The organism is Citrobacter sp. Cpo142 (genome assembly GCF_030332425.1).
GTDB lineage: Bacteria > Pseudomonadota > Gammaproteobacteria > Enterobacterales > Enterobacteriaceae > Citrobacter > Citrobacter portucalensis.
The window spans coordinates 142453-155535 of sequence record NZ_JAOWHW010000109.1 but is presented as its reverse complement, the minus strand read 5'-3'; the positions used below and the strand labels follow the sequence as shown (position 1 = coordinate 155535).

Genomic DNA, 13083 nt, shown 5'->3' with positions numbered 1-13083 from the left:
AGAAAGTAGCGCTCAACGTTAAAAGCTTTATAATAATTGCCCCAAAATGAATGGCATGATTGATTGCGCGCGTAAACCAGGAGAAGAGATGACTACCACACCGGCACAACGTATCGGAGGCTGGCTACTTGGGCCACTGGCCTGGCTGTTAGTCGCGTTGTTGAGCGCTTCGCTGGCGTTATTACTTTATGTCACTGCGCTGGCTACACCGCAAACCTTCAAAACGCTGGGTGAGCAAAGTACGGCAAACTTGCTGTTATGGGGCGTCTCTTTTGTTACCGCGATCGCCATGTGGTATTACACACTGTGGCTGACGATTGCGTTTTTCAAACGCCGAGCCTGTGTGCCTAAGCATTACATTCTGTGGCTGCTGATCTCCGTGTTGCTGGCGATTAAAGCGTTTGCGTTTTCACCCGTTCCAGACGCTTTTGCCGTGCGCCAACTGCTGTTCCCATTACTGGCCGCAGCACTGTTGGTGCCCTACTTCAAACGATCGCAGCGCGTTAAATCGACGTTTGTGAACCCGTAATAACCCTACAGTTAACCTGTTGTCGCCTGTTGTAGATTGTCAGATAATAGGCGGCTTTTTTATTTCAGGCCGAAAAATGACTGATTACCTGCTGCTGTTTGTCGGAACTGTACTGGTCAATAACTTTGTACTGGTCAAGTTTCTGGGCCTCTGCCCGTTTATGGGTGTTTCCAAAAAACTGGAAACCGCAATGGGTATGGGCCTTGCCACGACGTTTGTCATGACGCTGGCCTCCATTTGCGCATGGCTGATTGATACCTGGATCCTAATCCCGCTCAATCTCATCTATCTGCGCACGCTGGCTTTTATTCTGGTTATCGCCGTCGTCGTGCAGTTTACCGAAATGGTTGTGCGTAAAACCAGCCCTGCGCTGTACCGCCTGCTGGGGATCTTCCTACCGCTGATCACCACTAACTGCGCAGTGTTAGGTGTGGCGCTACTGAACATCAACCTCGGCCATAACTTTTTACAGTCGGCGCTATACGGTTTTTCCGCCGCCGTCGGCTTCTCGCTGGTGATGGTACTGTTCGCTGCGATCCGCGAACGCCTCGCCGTAGCAGATGTCCCAGCGCCGTTTCGCGGCAATGCGATTGCGCTGATTACTGCTGGTTTAATGTCATTGGCCTTTATGGGCTTTAGTGGTTTGGTGAAGTTGTAATGAATGCTATCTGGATTGCCGTTGCCGCAGTGAGTCTACTGGGTCTGGCGTTCGGCGCTATTTTGGGGTACGCCTCGCGACGTTTTGCCGTTGAAGATGATCCGGTCGTGGAGAAAATTGATGAAATTCTCCCGCAAAGCCAGTGTGGACAGTGCGGCTATCCGGGCTGTCATCCTTACGCTGAAGCGATAGGCTCTCAGGGTGAAAAAATTAACCGTTGCGCCCCCGGTGGCGAAGCGGTGATGTTAAAAATTGCCGCTCTGCTGAACGTCGACCCGCAACCTATTGATGGCGATGAACAAGACGTTACGCCGGTGCGTATGCTGGCGGTCATTGATGAAAATAACTGTATTGGGTGCACTAAGTGTATTCAGGCCTGCCCGGTCGATGCGATCGTGGGCGCGACCCGCTCCATGCACACGGTAATGAGCGATCTCTGCACCGGGTGCAACCTGTGCGTTGACCCGTGCCCGACGCAATGTATTGAATTACGCCCGGTAGCCGAGACACCCGATAGTTGGAAATGGGATTTAAACACCATCCCTGTGCGCATCATTCCCGTGGAACAACATGTTTAAGTTATTCTCTGCATTCAGAAAAAATAAAATCTGGGACTTTGATGGCGGCATTCATCCACCAGAAATGAAAACCCAGTCAAACGGAACGCCGTTGCGACAGGTTCCGCTGGCGCCGCGTTTCGTTATTCCGCTGAAACAACATATTGGTGCGGAGGGTGAACTGTGCGTAAACGTGGGTGACACCGTGCTGCGTGGTCAGGCCTTAACCCGCGGGCGTGGCAAAATGCTTCCAGTCCATGCGCCAACATCAGGCACCGTGGTTGCTATTGCGCCGCATTCCACCGCACATCCTTCGGCACTCGCTGAGCTGAGCGTCATCATAGACGCCGATGGCGAAGACCGCTGGATTGAGCGAGACGGCTGGACCGACTACCGCTCCCACAGCCGGGAAGAGCTGATTGCGCGTATTCATCAGTACGGCGTCGCCGGACTGGGTGGCGCGGGTTTTCCCACCGGCGTTAAACTGCAGGGCGGTGGAGATAAAATTGAAACGCTGATCATTAACGCCGCCGAATGCGAGCCGTACATTACGGCAGATGACCGCCTGATGCAGGACTGTGCCGCTCAGGTCGTCGAAGGTATCCGCATCCTGGCGCACATTCTTCAGCCACGCGAGATCCTCCTTGGTATCGAAGATAACAAACCGCAGGCAATATCTATGCTGCGCGCGGTGCTGGCTGATTCACACGACATTAGCCTACGCGTGATCCCCACCAAGTACCCGTCCGGCGGGGCCAAGCAGTTAACACAAATCCTGACCGGCAAGCAGGTTCCCCACGGCGGACGCTCCTCTGATATCGGCGTATTGATGCAAAACGTCGGAACCGCCTATGCAATTAAACGGGCAGTAATTGACGGAGAGCCGATCACCGAACGTGTCGTGACGCTTACCGGTGAAGCCGTCAGCCGTCCGGGCAACGTCTGGGCGCGTTTAGGCACGCCGGTTCGTCATCTGCTCAACGATGCGGGCTTCTGCCCTTCCGCCGACCAGATGGTGATTATGGGCGGGCCGCTGATGGGCTTTACGCTGCCGTGGCTGGATGTCCCGGTGGTGAAGATAACCAACTGTCTTCTGGCACCCTCTGCCAGTGAAATGGGTGAAACACCGGAAGAGAAAGGCTGCATTCGCTGTAGCGCATGCGCCGATGCCTGTCCGGCGGATCTCCTGCCACAACAACTTTATTGGTTCAGTAAAGGGCAACAGCACGACAAGGCAACGGCCCATAATATCGCCGACTGCATTGAATGCGGTGCCTGCGCCTGGGTATGCCCAAGCAATATTCCGCTGGTGCAATATTTCCGTCAGGAAAAAGCCGAGATTTACGCCATTAGCCAGGAAGAAAAACGCGCCGCTGAAGCGAAAGCTCGGTTTGAAGCCCGCCAGGCGCGCCTTGAACGTGAAAAAGCAGCGCGTCTTGAACGCCATAAGAGCGCTGCTGCTCAGCCGGCGGCCAAAGATCATGATGCCATTGCTGCCGCGCTGGCTCGTGTAAAAGAAAAGCAGGCTCAGGCGCTACAGCCAGTGGTCATTCAGGCAGGCGTAAAACCTGACAATAGTGCCGTGATTGCCGCACGCGAGGCGCGTAAGGCGCAAGCTCGTGCCTCCCGTAAGGAAAATCCGCCGCAAAGTGAAGGCAGCAGCACGGTTACAGACCCGCGTAAAGCCGCCGTGGAAGCGGCAATTGCCCGCGCCAAAGCCCGCAAGCTCGAGCAGCAGACGATAACGGAAACAGCCGAGCCGGTTGATCCGCGTAAAGCCGCCGTCGAAGCGGCAATCGCCCGCGCCAAAGCCCGCAAACTTGAGCAAGAAGCGGTAACGGAAACGGCCGAACCGGTTGATCCGCGTAAAGCCGCCGTGGAAGCAGCAATCGCCCGCGCCAAGGCCCGCAAGCTCGAGCAGCAGGCGGTAGCTGAAACAGCCGAGCCGGTTGATCCACGTAAAGCCGCCGTCGCGGCCGCTATCGCACACGCTCAGGCTAAGAAAGCCGCACAGCAGCAGGTTGTAAACGAGGAATAAATGGTATTCAGAATAGCAAGCTCCCCTTATACCCATAACCAGCGCCAGACATCGCGTATCATGATGCTGGTATTACTTGCTGCATTGCCGGGGATCGCCGCTCAGCTGTGGTTCTTTGGCTGGGGCACGTTGTTCCAGATAGTTCTCGCATCCATCAGCGCTATTGCTGCCGAAGCGGGTGTGCTTAAACTGCGTAAACAACCCATTGTGCCGATTTTAAAAGACAACTCTGCGTTACTCACCGGGTTGCTTTTGGCCGTCAGTATTCCGCCCCTCGCGCCATGGTGGATGGTGGTATTAGGCACGGTATTTGCGGTTATCATTGCGAAACAGCTGTATGGCGGGCTCGGGCAGAACCCGTTTAACCCTGCCATGATTGGTTATGTCGTGCTGCTCATCTCATTTCCGGTACAGATGACCAGTTGGCTTCCGCCGCATGAAATTGCGGCCACGGTGCCTGGTTTTTTTGACGCCCTGAACGTTATCTTTAACGGACATACCGCCAGCGGCTGGGATATGAATTCGCTGCGTATGGGCATCGATGGTATCAGTCAGGCAACGCCTCTTGATACCTTTAAGACATCCCTGCATGCAGGACGTACCGTTGAGCAGGTGATGCAATACCCGATCTACAGCGGCATGCTGGCAGGCGCTGGCTGGCAGTGGGTGAACCTTGCCTGGCTGGTGGGCGGTATCGTGCTGTTATGGCAAAAAGCGATTCGCTGGCATATCCCGGTTAGCTTCCTGCTGTCACTCGCCGTTTGTGCCACTTTGGGCTGGATATTTTCGCCAGAATCGCTGGCCTCGCCTCAGTTGCACCTCCTTTCCGGCGCGACAATGTTAGGTGCGTTCTTTATTCTTACCGATCCCGTTACGGCATCAACAACCAACCGCGGTCGCCTGATTTTTGGCGCACTTGCTGGCCTGTTAGTATGGTTGATTCGCAGTTTTGGCGGTTATCCTGATGGCGTGGCTTTTGCCGTATTGCTGGCGAATATCACGGTTCCCCTGATTGATTATTACACTCGCCCTCGCGTGTACGGACATCGCTAAGGAGTCCCTATGCTGAAAACGATTCGTAAACACGGTATTACGCTGGCGCTGTTTGCCGCAGGCTCGACGGGGTTAACTGCAGCAATCAATCAATTAACCAAGTCAACCATTGATGAACAGGCCGCGATACAGCAAAAAACGCTGTTCGATCAGGTTCTGCCTGGCGATCGCTACAATAATAACTTGTCTGAAAGTTGCTATCTGGTCGATGCACCGGCGTTGGGCAAAGGTACGCATCGCGTATATATTGCCCGCCAGGACGATCGCCCCGTTGCAGCAATTCTTGAAGCTACGGCGCCAGATGGTTATTCCGGAGCGATTCAACTACTGGTGGGTGTCGATTTCACGGGTACCGTGTTGGGTACGCGGGTTACCGAACACCATGAAACGCCGGGGCTGGGCGACAAAATCGAACTGCGACTGTCCGACTGGATCACCCATTTTAGCGGTAAAACAATCGCGGCGGGTAATGACTCTCACTGGGCAGTGAAAAAAGATGGCGGCGACTTTGACCAGTTTACTGGCGCAACCATTACACCCCGTGCGGTAGTTAATGCGGTTAAACGTGCCGGCCTGTATGCTCAGACGCTGCCAGCGCAACTCCCTCAACTTAGCGCCTGTGGAGAATAACCATGAGCGAAATTAAAGACGTTATTGTTCAGGGGTTATGGAAAAATAACTCCGCGCTTGTGCAACTACTCGGGATGTGTCCGCTGTTGGCCGTCACTTCGACTGCCACTAACGCGCTGGGTCTTGGACTCGCGACTACGCTCGTCCTGACGCTGACCAACCTGACGATTTCAGCCCTTCGTCGCTGGACACCGCCTGAAATCCGTATCCCGATTTATGTCATGATTATAGCCTCCGTGGTGAGTGCGGTACAGATGTTGATCAATGCCTACGCCTTCGGCCTGTATCAGTCTCTGGGCATCTTCATCCCGCTGATTGTAACCAACTGCATTGTTGTTGGCCGTGCTGAAGCCTTCGCCGCCAAAAAGGGCCCTGCGTTATCCGCACTCGATGGTTTCTCCATCGGCATGGGCGCAACCGGTGCCATGTTTGTTCTGGGTTCGCTGCGTGAAATAATTGGTAACGGTACACTGTTTGATGGCGCAGACGGTTTGTTGGGTAGCTGGGCCAAAGTCTTGCGCGTTGAGATCTTCCATACTGATACGCCGTTTCTGCTGGCCATGCTGCCACCGGGCGCGTTTATTGGCCTGGGTCTGATGCTGGCGGTGAAGTATCTGATTGATGAGAAAATGAAGAAACGTCGTGCCGAGGCAGCTGTCGTGGACAGTCCCGCGGGTGAAACAGGGAATGCGTAATGAACAAAGCAAAACGTCTGGAAATACTGACGCGTCTGCGGGATAACAACCCGCATCCGACAACCGAGCTTAATTTTACATCGCCGTTTGAACTGTTGATTTCGGTTTTGCTCTCCGCACAAGCGACCGATGTCAGCGTCAATAAAGCGACGGCTAAGCTATACCCCGTCGCCAATACGCCTGCTGCGATGCTGGGGCTCGGCGTTGAAGGTGTTAAGTCCTACATCAAGACAATCGGTTTGTTTAACAGCAAAGCGGAAAACGTAATTAAAACCTGCCGCATTCTGCTGGAACAACATAATGGTGAAGTGCCTGAAGACCGTGCGGCGTTAGAAGCTCTCCCCGGAGTTGGGCGAAAGACAGCTAATGTGGTGTTAAATACCGCCTTTGGCTGGCCCACTATCGCTGTAGATACCCACATTTTTCGCGTCTGTAATCGCACGCAATTCGCCCCGGGTAAAAACGTCGAGCAGGTTGAAGAGAAGCTGCTGAAAGTCGTACCCAGTGAATTTAAAGTCGATTGCCATCACTGGTTAATTCTTCACGGCCGCTACACCTGCATCGCCAGAAAGCCGCGCTGTGGTTCCTGTATTATTGAAGATCTCTGCGAATTCAAAGAGAAAGTCGATATCTAATGCTGCCGGGGCATCCTCCTAGCCCCTTACATACATAACGATTAGTTATGCACTCCCTAGCGTTTATTTTCCCGACAATGATGCCATTCAATTGCTCATATCTAATGCAATATTCTTGTTAATTAACACCTGAGCAGGTTAATCGTTTTTTTAGCAAAAGAAATTTCTATCTATACGTGATCCAGATCATCCAGCTAACACAATGTTAATAAATTTTTATTTTTTAGTTAAGGTGACAATTAGATGACCTAACTGCACAGTTTCTAAACAAAACATTACACTGCCTATTTTTCAGATAATGGCCTATATCACTGGATTCAACCTTAAATAGCAGAGCATATCGCCACATTGCGGTTCTGGCGGTGATTAAACAGTGTAAAAATCTGCCATTTTAGAAATGAAGAAATTTAACGCTAGATAACATTTCACGGTCCCGACGATTTCACCAGTCATGATATATGTAACAGATTATTACAAACCACTTGTCTGAATGGTCAAGATAGTGAACATTACTTGCCGTTTCCCCTCCCACTATAACAATCGGACGGATGAACTTGACTCATCACGTACCTGAACACCCCCGTTGATATGGGATGTAAAAAAAGAGGTAAAAGTGTCTACTGCAAACAATAAACCAACAGAAAGCGTAAGTTTAAACGCCTTCAAACAACCAAAAGCGTTCTATCTCATTTTCTCTATTGAGCTGTGGGAACGTTTTGGTTATTACGGCCTGCAAGGGATTATGGCCGTCTACCTGGTTAAACAACTGGGTATGTCAGAAGCGGATTCCATCACCCTTTTCTCGTCCTTTAGCGCCCTGGTGTACGGTCTGGTTGCCATTGGCGGCTGGTTAGGTGATAAAGTTCTGGGAACAAAACGTGTCATTATGCTGGGCGCCGTTGTGCTGGCCATCGGTTATGCGTTGGTAGCATGGTCCGGTCACGATGCGGGTATCGTTTATATGGGCATGGCGGCCATCGCGGTCGGTAACGGCCTGTTTAAAGCAAACCCATCCTCCCTGCTCTCTACCTGCTATGCCAAAGATGACCCGCGTCTTGATGGTGCATTTACCATGTACTACATGTCCGTCAACATCGGTTCATTCTTCTCTATGCTGGCAACGCCATGGTTGGCTGCTCGTTACGGCTGGAGCACCGCGTTCGCTCTGAGCGTCGTGGGTATGCTGATTACCGTTGTTAACTTCGCATTCTGTCAGCGCTGGGTTAAACAGTACGGTTCTAAACCTGACTTTGAACCGATCAACTTCCGTAACCTGCTGCTGACCATTGCTGGCGTTGTGGTACTGATCGCGATTGCAACCTGGTTGCTGCACAACCAGCAGATCGCACGTATGGTTCTGGGCGTCATTGCGCTGGGTATCGTGTTCATCTTCGGTAAAGAAGCCTTCACCATGCACGGTGCTGCGCGTCGTAAAATGATCGTCGCCTTCATCCTGATGCTGGAAGCGATTATCTTCTTCGTGCTGTACAGCCAGATGCCGACCTCACTGAACTTCTTTGCGATTCGTAACGTTGAGCACTCTATTCTTGGCATTGCTTTCGAACCTGAACAGTACCAGGCACTGAACCCGTTCTGGATCATCATTGGTAGCCCAATCCTCGCTGCTATCTATAACAAGATGGGCGATACCCTGCCGATGCCGACCAAGTTTGCGATTGGTATGGTGCTGTGTTCCGGTGCATTCCTGATCCTGCCGCTGGGCGCGAAATTCGCTACCGATGCAGGCATCGTTTCCGTTAACTGGCTGATTATCTGCTACGGTCTGCAAAGTATCGGTGAGCTGATGATCTCCGGTCTGGGTCTGGCAATGGTGGCACAGTTGGTTCCGCAACGCCTGATGGGCTTCATCATGGGTAGCTGGTTCCTGACCACTGCCGGTGCAAACATCATCGGTGGCTACGTCGCTAACATGATGGCTGTACCAGAGAACGTGACTGACCCGCTGATGTCCCTTGAAGTCTACGGTCGTGTGTTCCTGCAGATTGGTGTCGCAACGGCTGTTATCGCTGTTCTGATGCTGCTGACGGCTCCGAAACTGAACCGTATGACTCAGGACGATGACGTCAATGAGAAAGCCTCTAAGGCCGCGACAGCGTAATTCTCAGGGAAACTCATTTCCGGCCGCTAACTGTTGTTAGCGGCTTTTTTTTTGCCTGAGGTAGCACTACCATACGATATACCTCAGCCAAAAGGAGTTACCGATGAAACTGTTCTACAAACCGGGCGCATGTTCTCTCGCTTCCCACATCACACTTCGTGAGAGCGGTAAAGATTTCACGCTGGATGGTGTTGATCTGATGAAGAAACGTCTGGAAAATGGCGATGATTTTTTCGCGGTAAACCCAAAAGGGCAAGTTCCCGCACTGTTGCTGGATGACGGTACGCTACTTACCGAAGGTGTCGCCATCATGCAATACCTGGCGGACAGCGTGCCAGACCGCCAGCTCCTTGCCCCTACCAGCAGCCTCTCCCGTTACAAAACTATCGAATGGCTTAACTACATTGCGACAGAACTGCATAAAGGCTTTACGCCTCTGTTCCGTCCCGATACACCGGAAGACTTCAAGCCAACCGTTCGCGCGCAGCTGGAGAAAAAAATGCAGTACGTGAATGAATCTCTGAAAGACGAACAATGGATCTGCGGCCCGCGCTTCAGCATTGCCGATGCCTATCTGTTCACCGTGCTGCGTTGGGCTTATGCGGTTAAGCTGAATATGGCAGGATTAAGCCATATCGACGCGTATATGGCACGTATGGCTGAACGCCCGGCGGTTGCTGCTGCGCTGAAAGCAGAAGGCTTAAATTAATTGTTGTTGCCGGGTGGCACTTGCACATACCCGGCCTACAGCTAAAAATATGCCCGATAAGCGTGAGCGCCATCGGGCATCGATTACAGCTGAGTTGCGCTAAAGTAGTGTTCAGGCTTGGCGATACGGTCCTGCGCGGCCACGACCTGTAGCTCATACTCGTGCATCTCTTTGGTAGTGATCATCACTTCGTACACCGCCGCAGTCACATGCTCAAGCGCCTGCTGTAAAGACGCGCCCTGCAGCAGTTTCACCAGTAACAAGCCACTCGTCACATCACCCACACCAACCGGTTGACGTGCGCCAAAATCGACTAACGGGCGACTGATATGCCACGCTTGTTCAGCGGTGACCAGCAGCATCTCGAAACGGTCGGTGCTGATACCTGCGCGTGCCAGATGCTTCACCAGTACAATTTCAGGTCCCTGAGCGATCAGTTCACGCGCTGCTGCAACGGCCTCACCGACATTATTCACCGCATGCTCGCACAGAATTTCGAGCTCAACCAGATTTGGGGCAATAATGTCACTGGCAGGAAGCGCATGGCGTACATGAAATTCCGCCACTCCGGGTGCGACGATACACCCCTTTTCAGGGTGTCCCATCACAGGGTCGCAAAAGTATTTTGCCTGCGGGTTTGCCGCTTTTACTTTGCGAACAATACCCAGAATATGCTCGCCCTGTTCTGCTGAGCCAAGATAGCCGCTCAGTACTGCGTCACAGGTCTGGAGTTTATCAATATCAGCAATGCCCTGAACAATTTCAGTCAGGTGGCTCGGCGGCATAACGCAACCGGTCCATTTGCCATACTGCGTGTGGTTTGAAAACTGAACGGTATTCAGCGGCCAGACATTTGCGCCAAGACGACGCATCGGAAATTCTGCTGCACTATTGCCCGCATGACCAAAAACAACGTGGGACTGGATGGCGAGGATATTCTTCATTTTACTTACCACAACCCTGAAAAAATAAAGGGGCGTAGTTTCCCACGCCCCTGCTAACTCAATCTTACTTCCAGCAAATCAGACAATAGTTCTTCTTGCCACGGCGCAGTAAGGTATAGCGCCCGAACAGGATATCACTCTCCTGGAAGAAATATTCCGGATCGGACTGCTTCTCACCGTTGATGGTTACCGCGTTTGACGCAATGGTCTTACGTGCCTGACCGCGAGAAGGCTGCAGCTCAGAGTCCACCAGCGCCTGCATCAAATCGGCACCTTTGTCCATCTCGATCATCGGCACGCCATCCTGCGCCAGCTGTTCGAAATCTGCTTCACTCAAATCGCTGAGATTGCCGTTGAACAAGCTTTCGGTAATGCGTTTTGCCGCGACCAGACCTTCTTCACCGTGAACCAGACGAGTAACCTGTTCGGCCAGAACATACTGGGCACGCGGCGCTTTACCGCTGTTTTTATCTTCTTCTTCCAGCGCATTGATCTCTTCAAGGTCCATGAAAGTGAAGAATTTCAGGAAGCGATAAACGTCCGCATCGGCGGTGTTGATCCAGAACTGGTAGAATTTATATGGACTGGTTTTCTTCGGATCCAGCCACACTGCGCCGCCTTCCGTCTTACCGAATTTGGTGCCGTCAGCTTTAGTAATCAGCGGAACGGTCAGACCAAACACCTGATTCTGGTGCAAACGACGGGTTAAATCGATACCCGAAGTAATGTTACCCCACTGATCAGAACCACCAATCTGCAGTGCCACGCCGTGCAGTTTGTTCAGGCAGGCAAAGTCATAACCCTGCAGCAGGTTGTAAGAAAACTCGGTAAAGGAGATCCCCTGATCGTCACGGTTCAGACGCTGCTTAACCGCTTCTTTGTTGATCATCTGGTTAACGGAGAAGTGTTTGCCGATATCGCGCAGGAAAGTCAGTACGTTCATACCGCCAAACCAGTCGTAGTTGTTCGCAGCAATCGCCGAGTTGTCGCCACAGTCGAAATCGAGGAACGGTGCAACCTGTTTGCGGATTTTATCCACCCACTCCTGCACGGTGTCTTCGGTATTCAGTTTACGCTCGGCGGCTTTAAAGCTCGGGTCACCAATCAGACCGGTTGCGCCACCTACCAGTGCAACAGGCTTATGGCCTGCCTGCTGGAAGCGTTTCAGGCATAACAATGGAACCAGATGCCCCAAATGCAAGCTGTCAGCGGTAGGATCGAAGCCGCAATAGAGCGCGATCGGGCCTTGCGCCAGTCGCTCTGCTAACGCTTCCTCGTCCGTCACCTGGGCCACCAGCCCCCGCTCTTGCAATTGTTTAATCAAGTTACTGCTTGCCATCAAAATCTCCATGTATAAAACGACTGCACCTTTGCCGGTACACGACTTTTCGCCTGATGCGAAAGAAACATAGAATAAAGCGCCGGATTGATCAGCACCAGCGCTTAAAACAAGAAATTTGCATCTTTAGGGGGCCAGGCGATCAATTTTCCACGCGTTATCTTCGCGTTGGTATAAAAAACGATCGTGCAGACGGTTTTCACCGCCCTGCCAGAACTCCATTTGTTCAATACTCACGCGAAAGCCGCCCCAGAAACTGGGCAGAGGAACTTCCCCTTGCTGAAACTTCTGCTTCAGTTCGAGGAATTTGCTTTCGAGAATACCGCGCGCGGAGATCCGACTGGATTGTTTTGAGACCCAGGCGCCAATCTGACTGTCGCGTGGGCGACTGTGGAAGTATTTCACCACTTCGAGTGTGGAAAGACGCTCTGCCTTGCCGATCACCATCACCTGCCGTTCCAGCGTATGCCAGGGAAATAAAAGGCTGATGCGTGGATTTTTCTCGATCTGATGCGCCTTACGGCTGCCAAGGTTGGTATAGAACACCAGCCCTTTGTCATCATAATGTTTGAGTAACACGATACGCTGATAAGGCTGGCCATTTTCATCAACGGTCGCAACGACCATTGCGGTGGGATCGGCCAGTTTGGCATCACAGGCTTGCCCCAGCCAGCGCTCAAACAGCGCAAGGGGTTCGGCGGGAAGATCGCGGCGGCGAAGACCGCCTTTCGTGTATTCACGGCGCAGATGCGCGATTTGCTGCAATTCGTCGTTATCAGACATGATGTTTGGCTACGGATTGTCAGTGGGTGACGCTATTGTGCGCCGCCCAGGTGAAAATCTCAACGCTTCGGGTTCTGTAACTGACAGTTATTTAGCACAATTCTGTCTCGTTTATAGACCGTTGCCTCGTCGCCTTTAGACCAAAATACGTAGATACCATCGGTATAACGTGCACCTGATGCCGACACGCCCTGTTTGAGGTTCAATAGTTGATTATCATAAACAAAGCTTGCCGTCTGGCGGGTATTGTTCAGCTTCACGGTCAGCGGTTTTTCGTCGCAGCGGTATTCAAGCGTATCCGTTTGCATACGCTCGACAAATTGGTTGTACACACTACAACCGCTAAGCAGTACGGGCAGACACACTAACAACAGTTTTTTCATAGCCATATCCT

At 52.2% G+C, this 13083-nt stretch carries 14 protein-coding genes; 10 read left to right on the top strand and 4 right to left on the bottom strand.

The window, feature by feature from the left end; genetic code table 11:
- Positions 1-88 precede the first annotated feature (88 nt).
- From OGY18_RS07465 to gstA, 10 genes are all read left to right on the top strand, one after another.
- Positions 89-529, top strand: coding sequence for a DUF2569 domain-containing protein (locus OGY18_RS07465; protein ID WP_003832803.1), 441 nt, complete (start codon positions 89-91; stop codon positions 527-529).
- A 76-nt stretch (positions 530-605) separates the two neighbouring features.
- A complete protein-coding gene (gene rsxA, locus OGY18_RS07460; RefSeq protein ID WP_003029144.1) occupies positions 606-1187 on the top strand; it encodes an electron transport complex subunit RsxA in 582 nt (193 codons plus the stop codon).
- On the top strand, positions 1187-1765 hold the full coding sequence (gene rsxB / locus OGY18_RS07455; protein WP_003832800.1) for an electron transport complex subunit RsxB: 579 nt from the start codon (positions 1187-1189) through the stop codon (positions 1763-1765). Before rsxA ends, rsxB begins: the two co-directional genes overlap by 1 nt.
- Entirely contained in the window at positions 1758-3782 is a 2025-nt protein-coding gene (rsxC, locus tag OGY18_RS07450) for an electron transport complex subunit RsxC (RefSeq protein ID WP_286552426.1), read from the top strand. Before rsxB ends, rsxC begins: the two co-directional genes overlap by 8 nt.
- Positions 3783-4835, top strand: a complete 1053-nt coding sequence (gene rsxD, locus OGY18_RS07445; protein WP_286552424.1) for an electron transport complex subunit RsxD — start codon at positions 3783-3785, stop codon at positions 4833-4835. It begins immediately after the preceding gene.
- A 9-nt stretch (positions 4836-4844) separates the two neighbouring features.
- Positions 4845-5465: an electron transport complex subunit RsxG gene (gene rsxG, locus OGY18_RS07440; RefSeq protein ID WP_063941551.1), complete on the top strand. Its 621-nt coding sequence runs from the start codon at positions 4845-4847 to the stop codon at positions 5463-5465.
- A 2-nt stretch (positions 5466-5467) separates the two neighbouring features.
- The gene (locus tag OGY18_RS07435) at positions 5468-6160 is read left to right on the top strand and encodes an electron transport complex subunit E (RefSeq protein WP_008784678.1); all 693 of its coding nucleotides are present in this window, start codon (positions 5468-5470) and stop codon (positions 6158-6160) included.
- Positions 6160-6795: an endonuclease III gene (nth, locus tag OGY18_RS07430; RefSeq protein WP_126318206.1), complete on the top strand. Its 636-nt coding sequence runs from the start codon at positions 6160-6162 to the stop codon at positions 6793-6795. Before OGY18_RS07435 ends, nth begins: the two co-directional genes overlap by 1 nt.
- A 613-nt stretch (positions 6796-7408) precedes the next feature.
- Positions 7409-8914: a dipeptide/tripeptide permease DtpA gene (dtpA, locus tag OGY18_RS07425; RefSeq protein ID WP_020996425.1), complete on the top strand. Its 1506-nt coding sequence runs from the start codon at positions 7409-7411 to the stop codon at positions 8912-8914.
- Positions 8915-9017: 103 nt separating this feature from the next.
- A complete protein-coding gene (gene gstA, locus OGY18_RS07420) occupies positions 9018-9623 on the top strand; it encodes a glutathione transferase GstA (protein WP_286552422.1) in 606 nt (201 codons plus the stop codon).
- 83 nt (positions 9624-9706) lie between these two features.
- Here gstA and pdxY read toward each other — a convergent pair whose 3' ends face one another.
- The 4 genes from pdxY to mliC all read right to left on the bottom strand — a co-directional run bounded on the left by pdxY (position 9707) and on the right by mliC (position 13078).
- Positions 9707-10567 (bottom strand): pyridoxal kinase PdxY, encoded by an 861-nt coding sequence (pdxY, locus tag OGY18_RS07415; protein ID WP_003832785.1) that lies wholly within the window; start codon positions 10565-10567, stop codon positions 9707-9709.
- A gap of 64 nt (positions 10568-10631) precedes the next feature.
- A complete protein-coding gene (tyrS, locus tag OGY18_RS07410; RefSeq protein WP_286552420.1) occupies positions 10632-11906 on the bottom strand; it encodes a tyrosine--tRNA ligase in 1275 nt (424 codons plus the stop codon).
- A gap of 126 nt (positions 11907-12032) precedes the next feature.
- On the bottom strand, positions 12033-12689 hold the full coding sequence (gene pdxH, locus OGY18_RS07405) for a pyridoxamine 5'-phosphate oxidase (protein WP_003029169.1): 657 nt from the start codon (positions 12687-12689) through the stop codon (positions 12033-12035).
- A 59-nt stretch (positions 12690-12748) separates the two neighbouring features.
- The gene (gene mliC / locus OGY18_RS07400) at positions 12749-13078 is read right to left on the bottom strand and encodes a C-type lysozyme inhibitor (protein WP_003029170.1); all 330 of its coding nucleotides are present in this window, start codon (positions 13076-13078) and stop codon (positions 12749-12751) included.
- Positions 13079-13083 lie beyond the last annotated feature (5 nt).

What these genes read in the sequence shown, in the direction of transcription:
- rsxA (WP_003029144.1), top strand. Translation starts at nt 606, where the DNA reads ATGACTGATTACCTGCTGCTGTTTGTCGGAACTGTACTGGTCAATAAC.
- nth (WP_126318206.1), top strand. Translation starts at nt 6,160, where the DNA reads ATGAACAAAGCAAAACGTCTGGAAATACTGACGCGTCTGCGGGATAAC.
- rsxG (WP_063941551.1), top strand. Translation starts at nt 4,845, where the DNA reads ATGCTGAAAACGATTCGTAAACACGGTATTACGCTGGCGCTGTTTGCC.
- OGY18_RS07465 (WP_003832803.1), top strand. Translation starts at nt 89, where the DNA reads ATGACTACCACACCGGCACAACGTATCGGAGGCTGGCTACTTGGGCCA.
- mliC (WP_003029170.1), bottom strand. Translation starts at nt 13,078, where the DNA reads ATGGCTATGAAAAAACTGTTGTTAGTGTGTCTGCCCGTACTGCTTAGC.
- rsxB (WP_003832800.1), top strand. Translation starts at nt 1,187, where the DNA reads ATGAATGCTATCTGGATTGCCGTTGCCGCAGTGAGTCTACTGGGTCTG.
- rsxC (WP_286552426.1), top strand. Translation starts at nt 1,758, where the DNA reads ATGTTTAAGTTATTCTCTGCATTCAGAAAAAATAAAATCTGGGACTTT.
- rsxD (WP_286552424.1), top strand. Translation starts at nt 3,783, where the DNA reads ATGGTATTCAGAATAGCAAGCTCCCCTTATACCCATAACCAGCGCCAG.
- OGY18_RS07435 (WP_008784678.1), top strand. Translation starts at nt 5,468, where the DNA reads ATGAGCGAAATTAAAGACGTTATTGTTCAGGGGTTATGGAAAAATAAC.
- tyrS (WP_286552420.1), bottom strand. Translation starts at nt 11,906, where the DNA reads ATGGCAAGCAGTAACTTGATTAAACAATTGCAAGAGCGGGGGCTGGTG.
- pdxH (WP_003029169.1), bottom strand. Translation starts at nt 12,689, where the DNA reads ATGTCTGATAACGACGAATTGCAGCAAATCGCGCATCTGCGCCGTGAA.
- pdxY (WP_003832785.1), bottom strand. Translation starts at nt 10,567, where the DNA reads ATGAAGAATATCCTCGCCATCCAGTCCCACGTTGTTTTTGGTCATGCG.
- gstA (WP_286552422.1), top strand. Translation starts at nt 9,018, where the DNA reads ATGAAACTGTTCTACAAACCGGGCGCATGTTCTCTCGCTTCCCACATC.